This window comes from Novosphingobium sp. HNCC26DJ243 (genome assembly GCF_057180545.1).
This window is the reverse complement of sequence record NZ_JBXUGN010000001.1, coordinates 954486-979385: the sequence shown is the minus strand read 5'-3', so window position 1 is coordinate 979385 and position 24900 is coordinate 954486. Positions and strand designations below refer to the sequence as shown.

The following is a 24900-nucleotide window of genomic DNA, read 5'->3' as shown; positions in this document are numbered from 1 at the left end:
ATGATAGGCTCTCTTCGGGATCACCTGAGGGGAATCACGATGGCACACCGTTTCGAAATCCGCGAAAACAAGGCCGGCGAGTTCGTCGCCTATTTCTGCCACAATAGCGAAACGATTTTCTGGACCGAAGGCTACAAGAGCAAGGCCAGCGCCAAGAACGCGATTGAGTCGATTTTGAAGAACGGGCCGGGGGCTGAGGTGGTGGATACCACGGTTGATTGATGCGTGCTCTCTCCCCTTGAGGGGAGAGATACGAAGGCTTGGCAGCTTGCCTGCCTAGCCGAAGTTGAGAGGGGCTCGGGCGGCGCGCGCTCCCCTCTCCCAACCCTCTCCCCTCAAGGGGAGAGGGCTAATGTCCTTCAGACCTCTCGAATGATGCCCACGTCAGGAAAAGCTCGGCCTCGGCAGACGCAGGGCGGGATCAGGGCCGATAACCGGGGGAAACGCCCAGAAGCTGCCAATCCGGATACGACGCCATTGCGGACTTTGAGGCGATGCGCGAAAGTGCGGCATGCAGAGCGACAGTGAAGACGAGTTCAGTAGGTTTTTTCGGATCGTCCCGCTTGTGCTTGCACCTTTATTTTTTGCCTACACCTGGTTCAGACCTGCACCTCAACCTCCACCCAAAAACGATAGCGTTTTTGGCTGTTATACGTCACCGAACGCTCCAAGGATCAGGCTCGACTTGAAAGGCTTGCAAGTCCTTCAGGCTGGTTTTCCTACAATAGGCTTCCACCTTGAACGGCTGAAGGGCGGCCTCGTTCTGACAGCGGAGTCTCCACTTCGGGTGGAATTGAAAGCTTCCGTTTACGAGTTTGCGATCGACCGTAAAGGCATCGGCGTATTCATGCCCTTCTTCCGGGTGGTCGGTGATCAAGTCCACGGCGTGTTCGAAGCAGGTGATCTCGAAGGCTTTAGGATCCTCGCTCAAGACGGTCGCTGGCTGCCCTATCGTCCCAGCAATAGCGCTGATTGCCAAGCCGCTTAATGGCAGAAAACCACCCCAAACCAGTCACTCGCTCACTAAATGCCAAACCCCAAAACCCGCCGTCGCCCCGGACTTGATCCGGGGCCCCGCTTTTCTTGGGGTTCAGCGCCACACCTGAAGTGAAAGTAGGCAGCGGGGTCCCGGATCAGGTCCGGGACGACGTAGCAAACGGGCGAAAGACCGCCCACAAACCCCTCAAGCCGCCACCGCCGCGTCGCTGGCCAGCTTGTCCACGCGTTCGTTTTCCGGGTGACCGTCGTGGCCCTTGACCCAGATCCATTCGACCTTGTGCGGGCGGACGGCTTCGACCAGTGCGCGCCAGAGGTCTTCGTTCTTGACCGGCTTGTTGTCGGCGGTTTTCCAGCCCTTTTTCTGCCAGCCGAAGATCCATTTGGTGATGCCGTCGATCACGTATTTGCTGTCGGTGTGGAGGGTTACCTGGCAGGGCTGCTTGAGCGCCTCCAGCGCGCGGATCGCGCCCATCAGTTCCATGCGGTTGTTGGTCGTATCGCGTTCGGAACCGGCCATTTCCTTCTCGCGTTCGCCCATGCGCAGCAGCGCGCCCCAGCCGCCCTTGCCGGGATTGCCCTTGCACGCGCCGTCGGTGAAAATCTCGACGTGCTTCATGCAAAGACCTTCGGGTTGGCGGCGTAGAACTGAAGGCGGCGGGCAAAGGCCATCGGGTCCTTGCGCGTGACCAGTGCATCGGCAGGCGTGTTGAGCCAGTCATAGGCGCGGGTCGAGGTGAAACGCAGCGCGGCGCCTTGTGCGAGCAGCGGCAGGGCGGCACGTTCCTCCGGCAGCAGAGGCCGCAGACTTTCATAGCCTTGGAGCAGCGCGGCGGAGAGGTCTTCGCGGAACGTGCGGCCCGTGGCATCGAAGCACCACGCGGCATGGGTGACCGCGACGTCGTAGGCCATCAGGTCGTTGCAGGCGAAGTAGAAGTCGATCAGGCCCGAGACCCTGTCGCCCAGCATCAGGACGTTGTCGGGGAACAGGTCGGCGTGGATCACCGAGCGGGGAAGGTCGGTCGGCCATGCGGCGGCAATGCCCGGCAGGTGGTCCGCGACGATGGCGGCAAGGTCGGGATCAATTGCGGCAAGGCCATCAGGCCCGCAGGCGTCGAACAGGCGCTGCCATTCGGCAAGGCCCATCGCGTTGGCGCGGGTGCCCGGAAAATCAGCCGATGCGAGGTGCAATTGCGCAAGGGCCTTGCCCACTGCGCGCGCCTGACCGGGCGTAGGATCGCTGACCGAGACGCCGGGCAGGAATTCGATCAGTGCGAGCGCCTTGTCACCACGCATGCGGTAGAGCGCGCCGTTGCGATCATGGATCGTGCGCGGCACCGGGCAGCCCTTGGCCGCAAGGTGATCGAGCAGCGAGAGGAAGTAGGGCAGGTCTTCCAGCTCGATGCGAAATTCATACATCGTCAGGATGAAGCGCGCGCCGCTGCCGTCCTGGCCGGTGGTTTCCAGCAGCCAGTTCGAATTGGAAACGCCCTCGGCAATGCCCTTGGCCGAGACCAGTTCGCCGACCCCGAAATCGCCGATGAGCGCCGCCATCTCTTCGGCGCCGATCTGGGTATAGACCGCCATCGTCAGTCGACCAGCTGGCGAGGCAGCTTGAAGACCATCTTTTCCTCGGCGGTCGTCACGGTCTCTTCTGTCACCGTGCGCAGTTCGGAAATCCGGGCGACGACTTCGCGCACCAGCACTTCGGGCGCGGAGGCACCGGCGGTAAGTCCCAGCGTGTCCACGCCGTCGAGCCATGCCGGCTCGATCTCGCTGGCGCGCTGGATCAGGCGCGAAGGCGTGCCAAGGCGCTCGGCAACCTCGACGAGGCGCAAGGAATTGGAGCTGTTGGGCGCGCCGATGACGAGCAGCAGATCGCACGCCTCGGCAATGGCCTTGACCGCAGCCTGACGGTTCGAGGTAGCATAGCAGATGTCCTCGGCCTTGGGCCCGGCGATTGCAGGGAAGCGCTGGCGCAGCGCCTCGACGATCTCTGCCGTGTCATCGACCGAGAGCGTCGTCTGCGTAAGGAAGGCGAGCGGCGTCTCGGGCGGGAAGGAGAGCGCTGCCACGTCTTCGACCGTCTCGACCAGCGTGATCGCGCCGTCGTCGACCTGGCCCATCGTTCCGATCACTTCGGGATGGCCCTTGTGGCCGATGAACAGGATGTGCCGCCCGGCCTCAACCTGGCGCTCTGCCTGGCGGTGAACCTTGCTCACCAGCGGGCAGGTGGCGTCAAGCCAGTCGAGCCCACGCTCGGTCGCGGTCTCGGGAACAGCCTTGGGCACGCCGTGGGCCGAGAACACGACCGGCGCGCCATCGGGCACCTGGTCCAGTTCCTCGACGAAGACCGCGCCCTTGGCCTTGAGCCCATCGACGACGAAGCGGTTGTGGACGATCTCGTGCCGGACATAGACCGGTGCGCCATAGCGTTCGATGGAGCGTTCCACGATCTCGATCGCGCGGTCCACCCCGGCGCAGAAGCCGCGCGGCGCGGCGATAAGAAGGCGCAGGGGGAGGAGGCGGTTGGAGCCCGATCCGGAGGGCGCGTCTGGCAAGCTGGCGTTCATGCCGAGGCCCTTAGCAGCAAGCTCGCCCGCCTGCCATTGCCGAAAGCGGTTGTGGTGAGTAGAGGTGGCGCAAACGGTGGTGCCGTGGCGCCGTCGATGCAGCTTTTGCCAAGGATTGAGTGCCCATGATCGCATCCGCCCGTCGATTGGTCCTGCTGGGCGCTCCGCTTGTTATGGCACTTGCGCTTTCGGCCTGCGGCGGTGGCCGTGGCGAACTGGTCGTCGATGAGGCGGTTGGCGTTAAGGCGTTGCGCGATCCCTGCCCGCGCGTTGGCGTGCCTGACTACACAGGCGACATGACGCTGTTTTCGGATCCTGCACGCACCGATTCGGCCGCTGTCGATGTCGTGGCGACGATGACCAACGTTCGCTCGACCTGCACCGATGGCGACAAGCTCTATTCGCAGGCGACTTTCGACGTGCTTGCGCGCCGCACCGACACGCGCGGTGCCCGCCGCGTCGAACTGCCCTATTTCTCGACCGTCGTGCGCGGCGGCAACACCGTTGTTGCCAAGCGCATCGGCAAGGTCGTGGTGGAATTTGCCGACGGCCAGGACCGCGCGACGGGCAAGGGCGTCGCCGGTGCCTATGTCGAAAAGGCCGAGGCAGCATTGCCCGAAGACATCGTCAAGCGCATCTCGCGCAAGCGCCGCGCGGGCGACGAGGACGCCGCCATCGATCCGCTGTCGCAGCCCGATGTGAAGGCCGCGCTCGCCAAGGCAAATTTCGAGCTTCTGGTGGGCTTCCAGCTGACCAACGACCAGCTCCAGTACAACGTTCGGCGTTGATCAGGGAGGGCGCGCATAGCGCCCTTTCGCTTTTGCCGCGATTCCGCTAGTCGCGCGGCCATGACTACTGGCCAGATCAATCTCCATGCCGACTTTGCTCGGGTAATCGACGCTGCGCTGACGGCGCTTGAAGCGGCGGGCTCGCTGCCCGAAGGCCTCAACCGAGGCGCGGTCACGTGCGAGCCTCCGCGCGATCCCTCGCATGGCGATCTGTCGACGAACGCCGCGATGGTGCTCGCCAAGCCTGCCGGCACCAACCCGCGGGCGCTCGCCGCGCTGCTGGTGGCCGAGCTGGAAAAGGAGCCGCGCGTCGTTTCGGCCGAAATCGCCGGCCCCGGCTTCATCAACCTGCGTCTGACCGACGAGGCTTGGCGTGGCGAACTCGCGCTGATTGGCTTGGCGGGTGCGGACTATGGCCGTTCCGACATGGGCGGCGGCAAGGTCGTCAACGTCGAGTACGTTTCGGCCAACCCGACCGGTCCGATGCACATGGGCCATTGTCGCGGCGCGGTTGTCGGCGATGCCCTGGCCGACCTGCTCGCCTACAGCGGGCACAAGGTCATCAAGGAATACTACGTCAACGATGCGGGTGCGCAGGTTGATGTGCTCGCGCGCTCGGTCCACATGCGTTACCGCGAAGCGCTCGGCGAAACGGTGGAGATTCCCGAGGGCCTCTATCCCGGCGAATATCTCGTCCCGGTGGGACAGGCGCTCGCCACCGAATTCGGTGACACGTATGCTGCCGCTCCCGAAGCCGACTGGCTGATCCTCTTCCGCACGCGCGCGGTTGCCGCGATGATGGACATGATCCGCGCCGATCTTGCCACGCTCGGCATCCGGCACGACCTGTTCTCGTCCGAAGCTGAACTGCAGGCCTCGGGCAAGGTCGATGCCGCCGAAGCGTGGCTGCGCGCGCATGATCTCGTCTATGACGGCGTGCTCGAAGCGCCCAAGGGCAAGACCCCGGAAGACTGGGAAGCAGTGGAGCTGCCGCTGTTCCGTTCAACCCGGTTCGGCGACGATCAGGACCGGCCGATCAAGAAGTCGAACGGGGCCTGGACCTATTTCGGCGCCGATCTCGCCTATCACTTCCAGAAGGCGCAGAATGCCGACGCGCTGGTAGACATCTGGGGTGCGGACCATGCCGGTACGGTCAAGCGGATCAAGGCAGCCGTGGCCGCTCTGACGAGCGCCGACGGCGGCAGCCCCAAGCCGTTCGAGGTCAAGCTGGTGCAGATGGTTCAGCTGCTGCGCGATGGCGAACCGGTGAAGATGTCGAAGCGCTCCGGCAACTTCGTGACGCTTTCCGATGTCGTCGATGAGGTCGGCAAGGACGTGGTGCGGTTCACCATGCTCACGCGCAAGCCCGATGCGCAGATGGATTTCGATTTCGCCAAGGTGGTCGAGGCATCGAAGGACAACCCCGTGTTCTACGTCCAGTATGCCCACGCGCGTATCTGCCGTAACATCCGCAAGGGTGCGGACGAGGGCTTTGCCCCGGCATCGGAAAACCTTGCATTGCTGGGCGAGGAGGAACTGGCGCTGGTCAAACTGGCGGCGCAGTTCCCGCGCACGGTCGAGGCCGCTGCCGCCGCGCGCGAGCCGCACCGCATTGCCTTCTTCCTTCACGATCTCGCCTCGGCATTCCACTCCTACTACAATCTCGGGAATGACCGGCCCGAGAAGCGCTTCATTGTGGCACATGACTCCGCATTGACTGCAGCGCGCCTTTTCCTCGCCGCGCAAATCGGGCAGGTAGTGAAGAACGGTCTCGCGCTGCTGGGTGTCGAGGCCGCGGAAGAGCTTTGACGCAAGAGTTAACGGGCAGGGGCGCGATCATGGGTGGTGACGAACAGAATTCCTGGGACGAGCAGGGCCTCGGCGCAGGCAAGCCGTTCGACGTCTCGGCAGAGCTTGGCGCTGACGATAGCGCGGGCGAGCGGCTGGCCCTTGGCGAGGAAGAACGCCTGCCGTGGCTGGAAAGCGCCGACGACATCGATGGCGAGGAAGACGATAGCGGCAATGGCCGTCTGATCGGCTTTGCGGTCATCGGCCTCATGGTTCTCGCCGCGCTGATCGGCGGCATCTGGTATGCAACCAACCGCGCCAGCGGTCCGGCCAATGCCGATGGCAGCCTGATCGAGGCGAGCAAGGAACCCTACAAGGTCGCGCCTAGCGATCCGGGCGGCAAGACCTTCGCAGGCACCGGTGATTCGAGCTTCAAGGTGAGCGAGGGTGAAAAGCCTGCCGCGAACCTCGCCGGGACGGCCTCGCCCGTGCCGACGGCCGCTCCCGCCGCAAAGCCCAGTGCCTCGTCGTCTGCGGCTTCGGCTCCGGCATCCGCGCCCGCAACGGGCGGCATCGGTGTGCAGGTCGGGGCGTTCTCGTCGAACGCGACGGCTGAAGCAGCCTGGAGCAAGCTTTCCTCGACGCACGAAGCGCTCAAGGGCCTTTCGCACCGCGTGATCGAAGGCAAGGCCGATATCGGCACGGTCTATCGTCTGCAGGCGGTGGCGTCCGATCTCTCTTCGGCCAGCGCGCTGTGCCAGAAGCTGCAGGCGGGCGGGCTCAAGTGCCAGGTAAAGCGCTGACGTCTTAGTTTTCCCCCGCCAAGCGCGAACCCGGCCTTGAGAATACGCCGGGTTTGCGCGAGTCCTGCGCCCATGCTTCCGGCGATCTTCGGGCTATCGGGCCTGACCCTGACTGATGATGAGCGGGCCTTCTTCCGCGATGCCGATCCGGCGGGCTACATCCTGTTCGGACGCAATGTGGACAACCGCGCGCAGGTCCGCGCACTGACCGATGAATTGCGCGCCCTTCACGGGCGGGAGCGGACCTTCATCTGCATCGACCAGGAAGGCGGCCGCGTAGCCCGGATGAAGCCTCCGGTATGGGCGGCCTACCCCCCCGGTGAACGATTCGACCGGCTCTATGACGTTGCACCTGCCAGCGCGATCGAGGCGGCGCGCAGCAATGCCCACGCGCTCGGGCTTGATCTGGCCGAGGCGGGCATCAGTGTCGACTGCCTGCCCTTGCTCGACGTGCGCCAGCCCGGCGCGCACGACGTGATCGGCGATCGCGCGCTGGGATCAGAGCCGATGCGCGTGGCGGCGCTCGGCCGGGCCACGCTCGACGGGCTGGCGCGCGCAGGAATTGCGGGCGTGGTCAAGCACATGCCCGGCCATGGCCGCTCGCTGGTCGACAGCCACAAGGAAACGCCGCTGGTCACCGCGTCGGCCGAGGAGCTTGGGCAGGATCTTGCGCCGTTCCGGACGCTCAAGGATGCCGCGATCGCCATGACCGGCCACTTGCGGTTCACCGCGTGGGATGCCGAGAACCCGGCCACGCTCTCGCCGTTCGTGATCGAAGAGATCATCCGCAAGACGATTGGCTTCGATGGCCTGCTCCTGACAGACGATCTCGACATGCAGGCCCTTGGCGGCAGCGTGCCCGATCGTGCGGCGCGGGCGCAGGCGGCGGGCTGTGATCTGGCGCTCAACTGCTGGGCGAAAATGGATGACATGGTCGGTATTGCCAAAGCGCTGGAGCCGATGGGCGCGAAAACCGCCGCGCGGCTTGAGCGGGCCCTGGCACCGACCGCGGCGTTCGATGGTCCTGCCGATCTGACCGTGCAGTCCACGCTTTTCGCCACGCGCGACCGGTTGCTGGATCTCGCGTGATGGAAGATGCCACCTCTCCGACCCTGTTTGCAGGCGACGAGGCGTGGGACGGCGTTGCCACGGCGGCCACGGATGATGCCGCGCTCTATCTCGAACTCGATGGCTGGGAAGGTCCGCTCGATCTCCTGCTCGAGCTTGCCCGGCGCCAGAAGGTCGATCTGCGGACGATCTCGATCCTTGACCTCGTCGACCAGTATCTCAGCTACATCGGGCAGGCCGAAGCGCTGAAGCTGGAGCTGGCGGCGGACTATCTGGTGATGGCGGCGTGGCTCGCCTATCTGAAGTCCTTGCTGCTGCTGCCGCGCGATCCCGAAGTGCAGCCCAGTCCCGAGGAACTCGCGCTCAAGCTGCAACTGCGCCTGCAGCGGCTTGGCGCGATGCGCGAGGCGGGAGCACGGCTCATGGGGCGGGATCGCGTCGGGCGCGACGTCTTCGTCCGTGGCGCGCCCGAAGGCCTGCGCGTGGATCGCAAGGCCTTGTGGAAGTGCGACATCTTTTCGCTGATCCAGGCCTATGGCGCGATCAAGCAGCGCAACCACCCGGTAGTGCACATGGTCCGCGAACGGGCGGTGATGACGCTCGATGCGGCGCTTGCGCGGGTATCCAAGATGCTGGGCATCGCGATGGAGTGGACCGATTTGCGCGCGTTCCTGCCGCTTGATGCCGATCCGCTGCTGCGCAAGTCGGCGCTTGCCTCTAGCTTTCTGGCGGCGCTCGAACTGGCCAAGCAGGGCAGGGCCGAAATCGCGCAGGATGTAGCGTTCGGCCCGCTGATGCTCCGCGCGGCTCCTTCAGCCAGCGCCGGACGGGCAGCATGAACGAGCGCCCCGATGATCTTGTGCGCGCGGTCGAGGCGACGCTTTTTGCTTCCGAGCAGCCGATGACGGCGCACGAGATTTCCGCTCATCTGGGCGGTGCCGAAGTGTCCTGCGTGCTTGCCGAGCTTGCGGCGTTCTATGCCGAGCGCGGCATCGCCTTGGTCGAGCGCGGTGGACGTTGGCATTTCCAGACCGCGTCGGACCTTGCTCATCTGCTTCGGCGCGAAAAGGAAGAGCCACGCCGGCTTTCGCGCGCGGCTACCGAAGCCCTGGCAATCATCGCCTATCACGAGCCGGTGAGTCGGGCCGAGATCGAGGCGATCCGCGGCGTCCAGACGGCCAAGGGCACGCTCGATGTCCTGCTGGAAGCGGGATGGATCCGCATCGCGGGACGCCGCGAGGTTCCGGGGCGGCCGACGATCTATGCGACTACGCCCGATTTCCTGACGCATTTCGGCCTGCAATCGCGACGGGATCTGCCCGGAATCGAAGAATTGCGCGCAGCGGGGCTGCTCGATCCGGTTGAAGAGGCCTTTGCCGTCTTGACGGGGGCGGGCGATGACGACACGGAAGCGCACGAGCCGTCAGGCGAAGATCGCGAAAACATCGAAACGGATTGACTGGTCAGAGGCGACCGGACTTCCTATCTAGGGTCTCGCGCTTCAGGAGAGGCGCAAAGGAGTTTGTGACATGGGTGGTCTTTCCCTTCCGCACCTGATCGTGCTGGCGCTGGTCGTGCTGATCCTGTTCGGCCGTGGCCGCATTTCCGAAATGATGGGCGATTTCGGCAAGGGCATCAAAAGCTTCAAGCAGGGCATGCATGAAGAGGACAACAAGCCGGTTCCGCCCCCGCCCGCACAGATACAGCAGCAGGTCCCGCCTGTCGCGCAGCCGGCTCCGCAGCCGACGTCCAACGATCAGGCGCAGTAAGCCCGACATCGCAAGTCCGCTGAGGGCCCCAAGCCGTGTTTGACATCGGCGCTTCCGAACTGCTGGTGCTGGTCATCGTGGCGATCGTCGTGATCGGCCCGAAGGACCTGCCCATGGCGCTGAGAACCGCAGGGCGCTGGGTGGCGAAAATGCGCGCCATGTCCAACCACTTCCGTTCAGGCATCGAAACCATGATCCGCGAGGCGGAGCTGGAAGAGATGGAGCGCAAGTGGAAAGAGCAGAACGAGCGCATCATGCGCGAGACGGCGGCTCAGGAAGCTGCTGCTGCGGCCGCCGAGGGCCAGACCCCGGCTGCGGCTGAGGATCAGAACGACCCGCTGCCCTCGGGTGACAGCGCGCCGGTCATGGTCGGGCCGATGCCGCCTGAAACCAAACTGCACGACGTTCCGGGCCCTGCGAGTTCGCAGCCATGATCCGCGATATCGACGAGAGCCAGGCACCGCTGCTCGACCATCTGCTCGAATTGCGCACCCGTCTGTTGCGCTGCGTCTATGCCATGCTGATCGCCTTTGCGGTGTGCTTCTACTTTGCCGACGACATCTTCGCGATCCTTGCACGTCCCCTCGTCGTCGCGTTCCCGCCGGGGCAGGGCAAGCTGATCTATACCAAGCTCTACGAAGCGTTCTTCGTCGAGTTGAAGGTCTCGATGTTCGCGGCGTTCTTCATCAGCTTTCCGGTGATCGCCAACCAGCTCTGGGCGTTCGTCGCACCGGGGCTTTATGCCAAGGAAAAGAGGGCGTTCCTGCCGTTTCTTCTGGCCACGCCGATCCTGTTCACGATGGGCGCGAGCCTTGCCTACTTCGTCGTGATGCCGACCGCGTTCAAGTGGTTCCTTGGCTTTGAAGGCAACAAGGGTGGACTTCAGCTCGAGGCATTGCCGGGGACCGGCGATTACCTCAGCCTCGTCATGCAGTTCATTCTCGCATTCGGGATCAGCTTCCTGCTGCCCGTTCTGCTGATGCTGCTCAACCGCGCGGGGATCGTCAGCCGCGACCAACTGGTCAAGGCGCGGCGCTACGCCATCGTGGTGATCTTTGCGGTAGCAACCGTGGCAACGCCGCCCGATGTCGTATCGCAGCTCATGCTCGCGATTCCGCTGCTCATCCTGTTCGAGGGCACGCTGCTGCTAATGCGCTTTACCGAGCGCGCAGACGCCCGTCGCAAGGCGGAAGAAGAAGCGGGCGAACTGGTGGCGCTTCCCGCCGGCGAGCAGCCACCGCTGCTGCCCTGACCGCTCCTGTCCAGAACGGGAAACGGGGGCCGCAGCCCCCGCTTCGAATGTTGATACAGACCCCGCGTAGGGGCCGCAACACCTGCTGGTGAGAGAGCGGTGCAGGCCTTTGCAACGCAGCCTCGAACCGTCTCCGGTCGTCCGCCTTCCGCGTCAGGCTGTTTAACGCGTGTCCGCCTTGCCGGTTTCCACCTTTTCTTCGGCAGACCAGATAAGGCCACCGCCCACCCATGTTTCCAGCACACGCGTTGCGCGGACCTGTTCTGGCGGCGCGACGAGCGGATCGGTATCGACCAGAATGAAATCGGCGCGAAGGCCCGGGGCCAGTCGGCCGAAGCGCTTTTCGGCAAAACCAGCGAACGCGGCGCCGCTGGTATAGGCAGCGAAAGCGGATGTGCGATCAAGCCGTTCCTGCGGCTGCCAGCCGCCGGCGGGGACGCCGTCGGGCCCCTGACGGCTGATCGCGGCGGCAAAGCCGGCCCAGGGATCGGCGATCTCGACCGGCGCATCGGACCCGAAGGCAAGCCTCGCGCCCGCACTCTGCAGCGATTTCCACGCATAAGCCCCGGCGAGCCGGTCCGGGCCCAGACGCGCTTCGGCCATCAGGCGGTCGGAGGTCTGGTGAACGGGTTGCATCGAGGCGATGGCACCTGAAGCGGCAAAGCGGGCAAAGTCTTTCGGGTCGACGATCTGGGCGTGTTCGATTCGCCAGCGCCGGTCACCCTTGTACGTCTCGGAAAGATCCTGGATGGCGCTGACAGCCGTGGCGTTGGCCTGATCGCCGATGGCGTGAATGGCCACCTGGAAATTGTCCATGGCAGCGCGGCTCATCAGGTTGCCAAGCTGCGTCTGCGAAATTTGCGGGAGCCCGCGCGTGCCCGGTGCATCAGTGTAAGGGGTCTTGAGATGGGCACCGCGCGAACCGAGCGCGCCATCCAGATAGAGCTTCACGCCATTGAGGCGCAGGCGGTCGGCATAGAGCCAGGGCGAAGGGCCGGGCCCGCCGATGAGCACCATCTGGTCCACGCCTGCGGCATAGGCCATGACGCGGACATAGAGTCGGTTGACATCGCCCGCGCGGCGAAAGGTCTGCCAGTCCTCGATCGAGGTGCCCATGTCGGCCACGGCGGTGACCCCGCGCTTGAACAGGATCTGCTGTGCCGTGGCAAAGGCCGTGTCGCGGTCGTCGGGCCGGGGTGGCGGCACGCTGGCCTTGGCAAGTTCCATCGCGGCATCCACCAGAACGCCCTGCGGGCTCCCATCTGCGTTGCGCTCGATCTTGCCGCCGGCAGGGTCCTTGGTCGCAGCCGAGAGGCCTGCTGCCTTCAGCGCAGCGCTGTTGGCCCATCCGGCGTGTCCGTCGATGCGTTCGAGCCAGACTGGCCGGTTACCGGTAACCGCATCGAGTTCTGCGGCGGTAGGAAAGCGGCCAAGCTTCCACGTCTCCTGATTCCAGCCCCGGCCGATGATCCACGGCCGATCAGGGTGTTCGGCGGCAAACTTCGCGATCCGGTCGAGCGCCTGCGCGAGCGAGGTCGTGTCCGACAGGTCGAGCGTCAGCGCGGCAAAGCCGATGTCCATCACGTGCACGTGTGCGTCGATCATGCCCGGGAGCATGACGCGGCCCTTGCCGTCGACGTGGTACTGGTATTCCTTGCGCGCCTTGGGCTTCCTGTCGCCCGCGTGGATGACGCGCACGACATTCCCGGCATTGTCGAACAGCAGTCCGGTAAAGGCTTCGACCTGGCCGTTGGTCCCGATCGTCGAGCCGCGGACGTTGTCGATCAGCGTATCAGCCAGAGCGGCGGGCGAGGCACCGGCGAGCAGCGCCGCCAGCGCGATGCGCAACGGCTTCACTTGTCGGCCTTGCGGCGGGGCAAGCGGCGGATCAGGGCGCTCGTATCGTTGCGGCCATGGCCCATGGCCTGAACGTCGACATAGAACTGGTCGACAAGCGCGGTCATCGGCACGCTGGCACCGATCGTGCGCGCCTCCTCGATGGCAAGGCCGAGGTCCTTGCGCATCAGGTCGACCGCAAAGCCGAAATCGAATTCGTCCTTGGCCATCGTGTGGAAGCGGTTGTCCATCTGCCACGATTGGGCGGCACCGCCGGAAATCGCTTCGTAGACCTTGTCCATGTCGAGGTGGGCGATCTGGGCAAAGCGCACCGCCTCCGACAGGCCGGCAAGTGCGCCTGCAATGCACATCTGGTTGGCCATCTTCGCGGTCTGGCCCGCGCCCGACTTTCCGACATGCACGACGCGCTTGGAATAGGCGGCAAGGATCGGACGGGCTGCGTCGACAGCCTTCGCGCTTCCGCCGCACATGACCGACAGCGTGCCTGCTTCTGCACCCGACTGGCTGCCGGTTACCGGCGCATCGACGCAGAGCAGTTCCTTGTCGCGACCCTCCACCGCGATCTGGCGCGCGATCCGCGCCGAAACGGTGGTGTGATCGATGAACAGCGCGCCGCGGCGCAACGTGGAGAACACGCCATTGGGGCTGAACACGACATCGGCAAGATCATCATCATTGCCAACGCAGGTGATCACCGCATCGGCCCCCTCGGCCGCTTCGGCGGGGCTCGAGGCCACGCGCACCGACAGGCCCGGATTTGCCGCAAGCCATGCCTCTGCACGGGCGGGCGAGCGGTTGTAGATCGTCACGTGATGCCCCGCCTTGGCAAGATGCCGGGCCATGGGCCCGCCCATCACCCCGAGGCCGAGGTACGAGACGTTGACGGGCTTGGCGGTGGGTAAGGATTGATCGGTCATGTCTGCTTTCATATCCGCTTTGGGCCGGAGTGCCAGCCCCCGCGCGGCTCTTGCCACGATCCTTGGCACCGGTGCACTTGCCACGATACCGACCCCGGGGCATGAACCCGCGCGATGACTCGCTGGACCGACAGGCTCTCCCGCCTTGCCCGCACGGCCTTCTGGCCCGCCTTTGCCTTTGCGCTGGTGATGGCCGTGCTGCCCAAGCCACCCGAACTTCCGACCGATGCGCTGGGCGACAAGTTTCAGCACATGATGGCGTTTTTCACGCTGACCGTTCTTGCCGGGACCGGCTGGCCCAAAGCCTCGCTGCTCCGCGCGGCGCTCTGGCTCTCGCTCGTGGGGGCAGGGATCGAGGTGGTGCAGACGATTCCTGCGCTCAACCGCGATTCGGACTGGCGCGACTGGGTGGCCGATTCGCTGGCGATTGCAGCAGCGCTTGTGCCTGTCCTGGCATTCCGGCGGATTGCTGCCCGATCAGGGAAAGCTTGAGGTTCCAAAAGGCCCGAGTTTCCGTTAGGGCGCGCGGATGGAAAACGTAGCGCTCAAGCCAGCCGTGCAGGCACAAGACCTGCTGACACTCGCCGATGTTCGCGCGGCGGCGGAGCGTATTGCGGGCCAAGTCGTGCGCACGCCGACGCTCTACAGCAAGACGCTGAGCGCGATCACCGGCGCAAACATCTGGCTCAAGTTCGAGAACCTGCAGTTCACCGCTGCCTACAAGGAACGCGGCGCGCTCAATGCGCTGCTGCAACTCACGCAGGAGCAGCGCGAGCGCGGCGTGATCGCGGCTTCGGCGGGCAACCATGCGCAGGGCCTTTCGTATCACGGCACCCGGTTGGGCTTGCCGGTCACGATCGTGATGCCCAAGACCACGCCGACGGTGAAGGTCATGCAGACCGAGGCGGTCGGCGGCAAGGTCGTGCTCGAGGGTGAGACTTTCGACGAAGCCTATGCCCATGCCCGCGCGCTCGAAGCCGAGCTTGGCCTGACCTTCGTGCATCCCTTCGACGATCCGCGCGTTGCTGCGGGGCAGGGCACGGTCGCGCTCGAAATGCTCGAGGATGCGCCCGAGATCGACATGCTGGTGGTGCCGATCGGTGGCGGCGGATTGCTTTCAGGCATGGGCACGGCGGCGCGCGGGATCAAGCCGGATATCGGGCTGATCGGCGTGCAGGCCGAACTGTTCCCGTCGATGTACGCAAAGCTCAAGCATCTCGAGATGCCGTGCGGGGGTGACACCCTTGCCGAGGGCATTGCGGTGAAGGAACCGGGTCAATTCACCTCGCAGGTCCTCGCGCACATTGTCGATGATATCGTGCTGGTGGACGAGCCCGCGCTGGAAAGCGCCGTGGCCCTGCTGCTGCAGATCGAGAAGACCGTGGTCGAAGGCGCGGGGGCTGCCGGTCTTGCCGCGCTGATGACCCATCGAGAACGCTTTGCCCGGCGCAACGTGGGTATCGTGCTGTGCGGCGGCAATATCGACACTCGCCTGCTTGCCAACGTTTTGTTGCGCGATCTCGCGCGCTCGGGCCGCCTCGGCCGCCTGCGCATCACGCTGCAGGATCGCCCCGGCGCCTTGTTCAAGGTGGTCGAGGAATTCAACCGCTACCAGGTCAACATTCTGGAAGTCTGGCACCAGCGCATTTTCACCTCGCTGCCGGCCAAGGGCCTTACCGCCGAAATCGAATGCGAGGCGCGCGATCGCGAACAGATCGACCGCCTGGTCGCGGGCCTGCGCGCCAAGGGTTATCACATCGAGCAGGTCGAACTTGGCTGACTGATTCGGCCCGCGTTAACTTTTGCGGGCCGACTGTCCTGTATCCGGACTGGGAGATCAGGCGCGGGCTAAATCCCCGTTTCGGTCGCGCTAGGGCTGCAAGTTCTGCGCAGTTCCATGGTTAATGGGGCTTTCAGGATTCGGCTGGCTCGGGCATTGTCATGACTGACAGGCCGGATTGCCCGGCCGCAGGAGGCAATCGCAGGTCGTGACCGCGCCCGTTCGTTTTCCCCGCTTCTTCGTGACGAGCCCTGCGCCGTGTCCCTATCTTCCGGGCCGCAGCGAACGCAAGGTGTTCACCGAGCTCAAAGGGCCCAACGCCGACGAACTGAACGACGCGCTGGGCCGGATCGGCTTTCGCCGCAGCCAGACCGTGGCGTATCGCCCAAGCTGCGTGGAATGCACAGCTTGCGTTTCGGTGAGGGTGGTGACCGAAGAATTTCGAGCGTCTTCAACGCAGAAGCGAATCTGGAAGCGCAATCGCGACCTCGTGGTAAATGTTTGCCGCCCGTGGTCCACCCCGGAACAGTTTGAACTGTTGCAGCGTTATCTCGCCGTGCGTCACCCTGGCGGGGGGATGGCGACCATGGACGAGATGGATTTCGCGGACATGGTGGAGCACACGCCCGTCAAGAGTTACGTGATCGAATACAGGGAGCCGACGGTCGACGGCTCGGCAGGCAAGCTGGTAGGGGCATGTCTGGCCGACGAGCAGGGCGACGGTCTTTCAATGATTTACAGTTTCTACGATCCACAACACGAGACGCGGTCCGGGCTTGGCACCTTCATCATCCTCGACCATATCCAACGCGCGGCTCGCGTGGGGCTGCCGTATGTCTATCTCGGCTATTGGGTCGAAGGCTCGGAACGCATGCAATATAAGGTGCGCTTCCGGCCTATGGAGAAATTGGGCCGCGATGGCTGGGAACGGTTCGAACCTGCTGAACAGGCCAGCGCCATTGGACGAGCAGTCGCCGCGCGCCAGGGCGAGGTTGCGGGTGTTGCCCTCGAAGGCAGCCTCAAGGATGGGGTGCACGGCTCGCAGGAGCGCTACGCTCACTGCTGATTCGCCGCTGCTGCGAGTCATTGCCACCCTTCTGGCCCTGTCGATTTCGGGTTCGTTTGCCGGAAACGTTGCCGCGCAGTCGATGCAGGCCGATCAGGAACTTGAAGCCCTGATCCCGGATTCGGCGGTCCAGAACCCCGATGCCTGGGCAGTCGATACCGATGCTGCGCGCAATGGCGTACCGCCTTCGAGCGTGATCGAGGACATCGATGCCGGGGCGACAATGCCCGACATCCCGGGGATCACGATTGCCTGGCCCGATGGCAGCGAACTGCCGAAGATAGAACAACTTTCGCCCGATCCGGACATCGAGGTCGCCGAACAGAGCACGGAAGCCGCGGTCGATGCCTTGCCGGGCCAGCAGGAAGGCGATTCCGCCTCTAGCGTGCGCCTTGCCGATGCCGATCTTGTGAGCGTGGGCAAGCAGGTCGAACTGGCGTTTCCGCGTGGGAACGAAGCGATTGCCGACCAAGGCGCGATCGTCGATCGCTTTGCCGGTCTTTCCAGCCTCAAGTCGTTCGACGACGATGAAGACAATCTGGCGCAGATCGTCAGGCGTGCGCGCACCGATCGCGAAATGCTCGTCAACATCCTGCGCATCAACGGCTACTACGATGCACAGGTCTACCAGTCGCTGGGCGGACTTTCGGCGTCTGCCGAAGGCGAGGCCAACGGCCCGATTGATGTCGAAAAGGTCGTGGTGCGCTTCGATATTCAGCCGGGGCCACAATACCGCTTCGGCGCGCTCGCGTTCGGCGATCTGGCCGCTACCGGCGCGAACTTCACGGCCTTGCGCGCGGCGTTCAAGCTCAACCCGGGCGATGCTGTCAATTCCGACCGGATCGTTGCCGAGCGATTGAACCTGCAGACCGCATTGGGTGAGACCGGCTACGCCTTCGCAAAGGTTGGCGAGCCCGACCTGCTGATCGACCATGAACGGCGCGAGGGCGACCTGACCGTGCCGGTGACGCCGGGCGGGGTCTATCGCATCGGTCAGGTGCATTCCTCGCGCGAGAAATTCCTGAGTTCGCGGCACCTCGATCTGATCGCCCGCTTCGACAGCGGCGATACGTTCAAGCGTTCGGAGCTGGACGATCTGCGGCAGGCGATCCTGGCGACGAGCCTTGTTTCCTCGGTCACGGTCGAGACCCGCGAGACGAAGAAGCCGGCAGGCAACGAGCCCGGCGTGGTCGATGTCGATGTCTCGTTGACGCCTGCTCCCTTGCGCACAATTGCCGGCCTGCTCGGTTATTCGAGCGGCGAAGGCTTCCGTGCCGAAGCACAGTGGGAGCATCGCAACTTCTTCCCGCCCGAAGGCATGCTGCGCGTTCGCGCCGTGGCAGGCACGCAGGAACAGCTGGCCGGCGTCACCTTCCGCCGAAACAACTTCCTCAAGCGCGACCTTGTGCTCAACGCCGATCTCTATGCGCGCAGCCAGCGTAGCGCGGCATTCCAGGCGCGGACCATATCGCTGACGGCGGGGCTGGAACGGCAGACGACGCTGCTGTTCCAGAAGCCGTGGATATTTGCGGGCGGCATCGAAATTCTGGCAACGGGCGAACGTGACGCTGCGGCGATCCTCGCCGACGAGCCGCGCACGACCTACTTCATCGGTGCCCTGCCGCTGCGCCTTGCCTACGATGGCAGCGACAGTCTGCTCGATCCCAATCGCGGCTTCCGCGTGGGCCTGCGCGCGTCGCCTGAAATCTCCGTTCAGGACGGCGACAAGTCGAGCTACGGCAAGCTCCAGTTCGACGCGAGCTACTACCAGCCGGTGGGCGAGAAACTGGTCATCGCCAGTCGCGTGCGCCTTGGCACGATCATCGGCACCGGGATCGAAAACATCGCACCGTCACGGCGGTTCTACGCAGGCGGCGGCGGGTCGGTTCGTGGCTATGGCTATCAGCAGATCGGCCCGCGCGACGAATTGAACGAGCCCAGCGGTGGCCGCGCACTGTCCGAATTCTCGCTCGAAGCACGCGTGAAGACCGGGCTGCTCGGCGGCGCGGTCAGCGTCGTGCCCTTCGTCGATGCCGGCGCGGTCGACACCACGACGACACCGCGTCTGTCCGACCTCAAGATCGGCGTCGGCATCGGCATCCGTTACCAGACCAACTTCGGGCCCATTCGCATCGACGTCGGCACACCGCTCAATCCTTCGAAGGGTGACAGCCGCATCGGCGTCTATGTCGCGCTCGGGCAGGCGTTCTGATGGGCGAGCCGGACGACACGCCGCCAGCCGCTCCGGTGCGTTCACGGCGCTCGCGCTTCGTGCGTGGTGCCGCGCGGCGCCTTGCGATCCTGCTTGTGGCTGGCATCGCACTGATCCTTGCCGCGCTGCTCGTGCTCGATTCCTCGCTCGGGCACCGGCTTGTCGTGGATCGCATCGCGGCAATCACGCCGGGCTCGGGCCTGCGCATCGAGATCGGCCGCATCGATGGCTCGATCTATGGCACGTCCACCTTGCGCGACATTCGGGTGAGCGATCCCGAGGGCGTGTTCATGACCGTGCCCGAAGCCGAACTGAACTGGCGCCCGCTTTCGTGGCTCAAGACCGGGCTGGATATCCGGCTGCTGGCATTGCATCGCGGCACGCTTCGTCGCGCGCCACGGCTACGGCCGAGCGAGGACGAGAACGCGCCGATCCTGCCGGACTTCGACATTCGCGTCGACAAGCTGGTGATCGATAACCTGACCGTGTCCGAGGCGATGGCGGGCGAGAAGCGGCGGGTGGACCTGCTGGCGCGCGCCGACATTCGCGGTGGCCATGCCATCGTCGACGTAAACGGCAAGTTCGGCGGAAAGGATCTGATTTCATTCAAGCTGGACAGCGAGCCCGATCGCGACAAGTTCGTCCTCTCGCTGCTCTACGATGCACCGAAGGACGGCGTCATCGCCAAGCTGGCGGGCGCGAGGAAGGATATCAAGGCGCACGTTTTCGGGCGTGGCGGATGGTCGCGCTGGGATGGTCTTGCCTATGCCACGCAGGACGGCGAGAGACTCGCCGCCTTCCAGCTCGGCAAGCAGGCAAACACCTATCGCCTTGCCGGACAGGCATGGCCCGAGGGTCTCGTCGCGGGAATGCCGGGGCGGGCAATCGGCTCGGCCTTGTCAGTCCTTTACGACGGAACATTCCTCGATAACGCCTTTGACGGCCGTTTCCGCGTTGCCGGGGAGGCCTTCAAGGTCGCGGCCAGCGGCAAGCTCGATCTGGTCGACAACGAGGCCGATGCACTGAAAGTCACCGCCCGACTGCTGCGGCCCGAGCGGATCGTGGCGACACCTCAACTCGCCAATGTCGTGCTCGACGCCACGCTGGACGGACCGCTCTCCAATCTCTCGATCGATCACGTGGTGACGATCGGGCGGCTCAGGCTGGGCACGCTCGATGCGCAGGGCCTGCGTAGTGCTGGGACGGCATTCTGGAACGGAGATCGGTTCATCCTGCCGCTGGCCGTGACGGCCCAGCGGGTAACGACCGGCAACACCATGATCGACCCGCGCTTTCCCGGCGGCCGCGTGACCGGCGATCTGGTGTTCGAAGGCAACAGGCTGACTTCGGACAATCTCTCGCTGGCGCTCAAGGGGCTTGGCGCGCGGCTGGCCCTGCGCGGAGACATGGCACGCGGGGGTTATGCACTGGCGGGGCCTGTCGTCGCCAATGGCTTCGCGGTGCCGAACCTTGGCACGGTCAACGGCAACGCCAAGATCGTGTTCAAGATCGGCGATGGCGTTCCGTGGACACTGCAGGCCAATGTCGCGGGGCGGATGAGCCGGATCGACAACGCGACATTGCAGACCCTGACGGGCGGCAATCTGCGCTTTGCCGGTGGGCTTGCGATGGGCGAGCGCATTCCCGTGACCTTCCGCAAGGCGACGATCAATTCGAACAAGCTCCAGATGGCGCTTGACGGCAAGGTGCAGCCCGGAGGCACCGCCTCGCTGACCGGTCGCGGTCGGCACAGCGATTACGGCGCATTCACTGTCGAGGCGGCGATGACCGGGGCAGGGCCGAATGCCGTCCTGGTCTTCGCCAGCCCGCTGCCCGCTGCGGGCCTCAAGGACGTGCGCGTCGCGCTCGCGCCGATTGCAGACGGCTTCCGTATCGAGACCGGTGGCGATTCACGCCTTGGGCCGTTTTCGGGAACGCTGGGTCTGTTCATGCCGCCGGGCGGGGCGACGCGCATCGACATCCAGCAGTTCCGTGTTTGGCAGACCGACATCACCGGCGGGGTGACACTGGGCAAGGACGGTATTTCCGGTCAACTCGCGCTGGCAGGCGGCGGCCTTGACGGGTCGGTACTGCTCGCACCGCGAGAGGGCGGGCAGGGCTTCGACGCCAATGTAACTGCGCGCAATGCACGCTTCGGTGGAGCGAACCCGATCTCGATCGGTAGCGGTAAAATCGACGCGACCGGCTTGATCAAGGATGGCCATTCGACGGTCGAGGGCACGCTGCTCGCCGAAGGGATCGGCATGGGCAAGGTTTTCATCGGACGCCTTGCCGCGGCCGCCTATCTCCAGGACGGCAGCGGATCGGTCACGGCCTCGGTCTCCGGTCGCAGGGGCACACGCTTTGCGCTGCAGGGAACCGCGGCATTCGAACCCGACCAGATCGTCGCTTTCGTTTCGGGAGAATATGCGGGGCGCGCCGTCTCGATGCCCCGCCGCGCGGTACTGACGCGCGAAGGCGAGGGCTGGCGACTTGCGCCGACCCAGATTGGCTTTGGCCGGGGCATCCTGATTGGTGAAGGCCATATTCTGGGCGGGCCCACGCAACTGAAGCTCCTGCTGGCAAACATGCCTGTCTCGGTGGCCGACATCGTCATTGCCGATCTGGGCCTTGGCGGCATTGCTTCGGGCATCGTCGAATATAGCAACGATGGGCAGGGCGCGCCCTCGGGCAACGCCGCCCTGATGGTCAAGGGCCTGTCGCGCTCGGGGCTGGTGCTCACCTCGCGTCCGGTGGACGTGGCCCTGGTCGCGCGGCTCGATCCTGATGCGGTTCAGACTCGTGCCGTGATCCGCGAAGGGAGTGACGTCCGGGGAAGATTGCAGGCGCGCATCGGCGGATTGCCCCGCGGCGGTGCGTTCATGGACCGCCTGGAAGCTGGCAACCTTGCAGGACAATTGCGCTATTCCGGACCTGCCGAGGCACTGTGGCGTCTGTCGGGGGTCGAGATTTTCGATCTGACCGGGCCATTGGGCGTCCGCGCCGACATCGGCGGCACGATTGCCGCGCCCGTGCTCAACGGTGCGCTTTCATCCAAGGGCCTGCGCGTGCAAAGCACGCTCACCGGCACAGATGTTCGCGATGTCGCGATGGCGGGCACGTTCAGCGATTCGACGCTGTCTCTGGCGCGCTTTGCCGGGACAACGCCTAACGGTGGCCGGGTCAGCGGCAGCGGCAGCATCGGCCTTGCCAACCTGTCGGAACGCGGGCCGACGATCGACCTGCGCCTTTCCGCGCAGAATGCGCGCCTGATCAATCGCGACGACATGGCCGCTGCAGTAACCGGACCGCTGCGCATCATCAGCGATGGCGTGGGCGGCACGATTGCCGGCCGCGTACAGATTCAGACCGCGCGCTGGGCGCTGGGTCGGGCAAGCGCGGTGCAACAACTGCCCGTCATCGCCACGCGCGAGGTGAACGCGCCGGCAGATGCTGCGCCGGCCCGGGTCGCGGCTGCGCCCTGGCGGTTCCTGATCGATGCTGCGGGCATGAACCGGATCGACGTGCGCGGGCTCGGGCTCGACAGCGAATGGGGCGCCGACATCCGCCTGCGCGGCACGACCGCCGCGCCGCAGATCTTCGGGACGGCCGATCTCGTGCGCGGCGGCTACGAATTTGCCGGCAAGCGCTTCGAACTGACCCGAGGGCGCATCCGCTTTGCCGGAGAAGTGCCCGTCGATCCGCAGCTCGATATCGTGGCCGAGGGTGACGCCAACAACGTCAGCGCCAAGATCACGATTGGTGGAACCGGCACCAAGCCGATCATCAGCTTCTCCTCGACGCCAGCGCTTCCCGAAGAAGAACTGCTCAGCCGCCTGCTGTTCGGCAGTTCGATTACGCAGATTTCTGCCCCTGAAGCGGTCCAGCTTGCGTCCGCGCTTGCCAGCCTGCGCGGCGGTGGCGGTCTCGATCCGATCAACAAGCTGCGCGCTGCGATCGGTCTTGACCGTCTGCGGATCGTGGGCGCCGACCCGACGCTGGGGTCCGGGACGAGCATTGCGGTGGGCAAGTACATCGGGCGCAGGTTCTTCGTGGAACTGGTAACCGACGGCGGTGGCTACAGCGCCACCTCGGTCGAATTCCGGATCACGCGCTGGCTGGCCTTGCTGGCCACGGTATCGACCGTGGGTGACGAGAGCATCAACCTCAAGGCCAGCAAGGACTACTGAGCGCAATGCCAAAAGGGCCGCCCGGTCAGGGGCGGCCCTTCGGTTGCTGCACTCTTGTTAAGGGTCAGGCGGGCAGGCCGCTGATGGCCTTCATCTCCATGAAGTCCTTGAGGCCATAAAGTCCGCCTTCGCGGCCATTGCCCGATTGCTTGTAGCCACCGAACGGAGCGCCGGGGCTGGGACCCCAGTTGTTGATCGCGACCATGCCCGCGCGCAGTTCCGGCGCAACTTGAGCGGCCTTCGCCGGATCGCCGGTGATGCAGGCCGACAGGCCGTAGGCAGTGTCGTTGGCAATCTCGATCGCCTGATCGAGGCTGTCGTAAGCCATGATCGTGGCAACCGGGCCGAAGATTTCCTCTTGCGCGATCCGCATCTCAGGCGTGACCCCCGAGAACACGGTCGGCTTGATGTAATATCCGTGATTGACGTTGGCCGGCAGGTCCGGACCTCCGGTTTCAAGCTTTGCGCCTTCGTCGATGGCCGACTGGATCAGGCCACGGATCTTGTCGAACTGCGCCTTGTTGACGACAGGGCCGATGTGTCCACCTTCCTGCTGCGGATCGCCCACTGCAGTTGCCGAATACATTGCCGAAACGAACGCGGCCGCTTCTGCCTCGCGTTCGCGGGGGACAAGGATGCGGGTGGGCGAAATGCAGCTCTGGCCGCTGTTGACCAGCGGGCCCGAGGCCGTTGCCGGAAGGTGCGCGGCAAAATCGGCGTCCGGAAGCACGATGTTTGGCGATTTTCCGCCCAGTTCCTGGTGCACGCGCTTTACCGTGTCGGCAGCCGCCTTGGCCACGAGGATGCCCGCGCGGGTCGATCCGGTAAAGCTCACCATGTCGATGCCGGGGTGCGAGCTGATCGCGGTGCCAACGCCCGGACCATCACCCTGAACGAGGTTGAACACGCCTGGTGGCACGCCCGCCGCATCGAGAATTTCGGCGAATATCGCCGCATTGGTCGGGCATTCCTCGGAAGGCTTGAGAATCATGGTGTTGCCGGCCGCGAGTGCCGGTGCAACCTTGAGTGCGATCTGGTTGAGCGGCCAGTTCCAAGGCGTGATCATGCCGACGACGCCGATCGGCTCATAGGCGACCTTGTAGGCGCCATTGTCTTCCATGAACGAGAAATTCTTGAGTGCGGCCATTGTGCCGAGGAACCCGCCGATACCTGCGCCCACCTGCGCGGTGCTGGCAAAGCTGACAGGCGCACCCATTTCTTCCGCCATTGCCAGCGCAAGGTCGGGGACGCGCTTCTTGTATTCGGCAACGATGCGATCGAGCAGCGCAAGCCGCTCCTCTCGCGTTGTCTTGCTGAAAGTCTTGAAAGCGCGCTGTGCAGCAGCGACCGCCTTGTCGACGTCGGCCACGGTGCCCAGCGTGATTGCGCAACAGGCTTCCTCATTGGCAGGGTTGATGACCTCGTGGCGCTTGCCGCCCTCGCTGTCGGTCCATTTGCCGTCGATGTAGTGCTGCAGCCTCTCGCGCATGGCGCTTCTCCCGGTCTCGAAGTGGAAAGGCCGGACAATCGCTTGCCCGGCCCATGACAGGAAAGAAGCTAGGGATTAGCGTTGCATTTCGCAACCCGTCCGTGACGTCAAACCCTGCGTCCCCGGAACAGGTGCACCAGACCGATGATCAGCGCGACGACCAGAACGATGTGAATGACGCCCGCCGTGACCTTGAAAGCAAAGACGCCCAGGGCCCAAAGCACGAAGAGAATGAGGGCAATGGTCAGAAGCATGGTCGATCTCCCGGAGCACGTATTGTGATGATTACTTCCCACAATCGCGGTGATTGATGTTTGTTCCAGCCCCCTGTCGGACGCTAGCGCGTAAGGTT

General features: G+C 64.6%; 23 protein-coding genes. 16 read left to right on the top strand and 7 right to left on the bottom strand.

Translation table 11 applies throughout. The annotated features are described in order from the left end of the window. Nucleotides 1–39: 39 nt before the first annotated feature. Both AC2A04_RS04690 and AC2A04_RS04685 read left to right on the top strand, forming a co-directional pair. Nucleotides 40–222, top strand: coding sequence for a YegP family protein (locus AC2A04_RS04690; RefSeq protein ID WP_311507879.1), 183 nt, complete (start codon nt 40–42; stop codon nt 220–222). Nucleotides 223–511: 289 nt separating this feature from the next. After that, the gene (locus AC2A04_RS04685) at nt 512–988 is read left to right on the top strand and encodes a hypothetical protein (RefSeq protein ID WP_484211149.1); all 477 of its coding nucleotides are present in this window, start codon (nt 512–514) and stop codon (nt 986–988) included. A gap of 195 nt (nt 989–1183) precedes the next feature. Here the strand turns inward: AC2A04_RS04685 and rnhA are convergent, their stop codons facing one another. From rnhA to ispH, 3 genes are read right to left on the bottom strand one after another with little or no spacing between them, the layout of a single operon-like run. Further along, nucleotides 1184–1615, bottom strand: a complete 432-nt coding sequence (gene rnhA / locus AC2A04_RS04680; protein WP_484211148.1) for a ribonuclease HI — start codon at nt 1613–1615, stop codon at nt 1184–1186. After that, nucleotides 1612–2583: a homoserine kinase gene (gene thrB, locus AC2A04_RS04675; protein ID WP_484211147.1), complete on the bottom strand. Its 972-nt coding sequence runs from the start codon at nt 2581–2583 to the stop codon at nt 1612–1614. Before thrB ends, rnhA begins: the two co-directional genes overlap by 4 nt. A gap of 2 nt (nt 2584–2585) precedes the next feature. Beyond that, complete coding sequence (gene ispH / locus AC2A04_RS04670; protein WP_484211146.1) at nt 2586–3569, bottom strand: 4-hydroxy-3-methylbut-2-enyl diphosphate reductase; 984 nt, start codon at nt 3567–3569, stop codon at nt 2586–2588. Nucleotides 3570–3694: 125 nt separating this feature from the next. On the opposite strand from ispH, the gene AC2A04_RS04665 reads away from it, so the two are divergent. From AC2A04_RS04665 to tatC, 9 genes are all read left to right on the top strand, one after another. Continuing rightward, nucleotides 3695–4357, top strand: coding sequence for a hypothetical protein (locus AC2A04_RS04665; protein ID WP_484211145.1), 663 nt, complete (start codon nt 3695–3697; stop codon nt 4355–4357). 60 nt (nt 4358–4417) lie between these two features. Continuing rightward, complete coding sequence (argS, locus tag AC2A04_RS04660; protein ID WP_484211144.1) at nt 4418–6166, top strand: arginine--tRNA ligase; 1749 nt, start codon at nt 4418–4420, stop codon at nt 6164–6166. Nucleotides 6167–6195: 29 nt separating this feature from the next. Beyond that, complete coding sequence (locus tag AC2A04_RS04655) at nt 6196–6948, top strand: SPOR domain-containing protein (protein WP_484211143.1); 753 nt, start codon at nt 6196–6198, stop codon at nt 6946–6948. A 72-nt stretch (nt 6949–7020) separates the two neighbouring features. Beyond that, entirely contained in the window at nt 7021–8037 is a 1017-nt protein-coding gene (nagZ, locus tag AC2A04_RS04650; RefSeq protein ID WP_484211142.1) for a beta-N-acetylhexosaminidase, read from the top strand. Beyond that, nucleotides 8037–8855: a segregation and condensation protein A gene (locus AC2A04_RS04645; protein ID WP_484211141.1), complete on the top strand. Its 819-nt coding sequence runs from the start codon at nt 8037–8039 to the stop codon at nt 8853–8855. Before nagZ ends, AC2A04_RS04645 begins: the two co-directional genes overlap by 1 nt. Further along, a complete protein-coding gene (gene scpB, locus AC2A04_RS04640) occupies nt 8852–9475 on the top strand; it encodes an SMC-Scp complex subunit ScpB (protein ID WP_484211140.1) in 624 nt (207 codons plus the stop codon). The genes AC2A04_RS04645 and scpB overlap by 4 nt, the downstream gene beginning before the upstream one ends. Nucleotides 9476–9545: 70 nt before the next feature. Next, the gene (locus AC2A04_RS04635) at nt 9546–9785 is read left to right on the top strand and encodes a twin-arginine translocase TatA/TatE family subunit (protein WP_484211139.1); all 240 of its coding nucleotides are present in this window, start codon (nt 9546–9548) and stop codon (nt 9783–9785) included. Between the two features lie 35 nt (nt 9786–9820). Further along, nucleotides 9821–10219, top strand: coding sequence for a Sec-independent protein translocase protein TatB (gene tatB, locus AC2A04_RS04630; protein ID WP_484211138.1), 399 nt, complete (start codon nt 9821–9823; stop codon nt 10217–10219). Further along, nucleotides 10216–11037, top strand: coding sequence for a twin-arginine translocase subunit TatC (tatC, locus tag AC2A04_RS04625; protein WP_484211137.1), 822 nt, complete (start codon nt 10216–10218; stop codon nt 11035–11037). Before tatB ends, tatC begins: the two co-directional genes overlap by 4 nt. Nucleotides 11038–11199: 162 nt before the next feature. Here tatC and AC2A04_RS04620 read toward each other — a convergent pair whose 3' ends face one another. Then, nucleotides 11200–12894 carry an amidohydrolase gene (locus AC2A04_RS04620; RefSeq protein ID WP_484211136.1) on the bottom strand — a complete coding sequence of 565 codons (1695 nt, stop codon included), beginning with the start codon at nt 12892–12894 and terminating at the stop codon, nt 11200–11202. Continuing rightward, the gene (locus AC2A04_RS04615; RefSeq protein WP_484211135.1) at nt 12891–13811 is read right to left on the bottom strand and encodes an NAD(P)-dependent oxidoreductase; all 921 of its coding nucleotides are present in this window, start codon (nt 13809–13811) and stop codon (nt 12891–12893) included. Before AC2A04_RS04615 ends, AC2A04_RS04620 begins: the two co-directional genes overlap by 4 nt. Before the next feature lie 114 nt (nt 13812–13925). Here AC2A04_RS04615 and AC2A04_RS04610 point away from each other — a divergent pair, with 114 nt between their 5' ends. The 5 genes from AC2A04_RS04610 (at nt 13926) to AC2A04_RS04590 (ending at nt 23059) form a co-directional block, all read left to right on the top strand. Beyond that, a complete protein-coding gene (locus AC2A04_RS04610) occupies nt 13926–14303 on the top strand; it encodes a VanZ family protein (RefSeq protein WP_484211134.1) in 378 nt (125 codons plus the stop codon). Nucleotides 14304–14340: 37 nt separating this feature from the next. After that, nucleotides 14341–15591: a threonine ammonia-lyase gene (locus AC2A04_RS04605; protein ID WP_484211133.1), complete on the top strand. Its 1251-nt coding sequence runs from the start codon at nt 14341–14343 to the stop codon at nt 15589–15591. A 208-nt stretch (nt 15592–15799) separates the two neighbouring features. Further along, nucleotides 15800–16657: an arginyltransferase gene (locus AC2A04_RS04600; protein WP_484211132.1), complete on the top strand. Its 858-nt coding sequence runs from the start codon at nt 15800–15802 to the stop codon at nt 16655–16657. After that, nucleotides 16617–18869, top strand: coding sequence for an autotransporter assembly complex protein TamA (locus AC2A04_RS04595; RefSeq protein WP_484211131.1), 2253 nt, complete (start codon nt 16617–16619; stop codon nt 18867–18869). The genes AC2A04_RS04600 and AC2A04_RS04595 overlap by 41 nt, the downstream gene beginning before the upstream one ends. After that, nucleotides 18869–23059, top strand: coding sequence for a translocation/assembly module TamB domain-containing protein (locus AC2A04_RS04590; protein WP_484211130.1), 4191 nt, complete (start codon nt 18869–18871; stop codon nt 23057–23059). Before AC2A04_RS04595 ends, AC2A04_RS04590 begins: the two co-directional genes overlap by 1 nt. Nucleotides 23060–23123: 64 nt before the next feature. On the opposite strand, the gene AC2A04_RS04585 is transcribed toward AC2A04_RS04590, so the two are convergent. Together AC2A04_RS04585 and AC2A04_RS04580 are read right to left on the bottom strand one after the other, a co-directional pair. Beyond that, nucleotides 23124–24548, bottom strand: coding sequence for an aldehyde dehydrogenase family protein (locus AC2A04_RS04585; RefSeq protein WP_484211129.1), 1425 nt, complete (start codon nt 24546–24548; stop codon nt 23124–23126). A gap of 107 nt (nt 24549–24655) precedes the next feature. Then, a complete protein-coding gene (locus tag AC2A04_RS04580) occupies nt 24656–24802 on the bottom strand; it encodes a lmo0937 family membrane protein (protein WP_484211128.1) in 147 nt (48 codons plus the stop codon). Nucleotides 24803–24900: the final 98 nt, after the last annotated feature.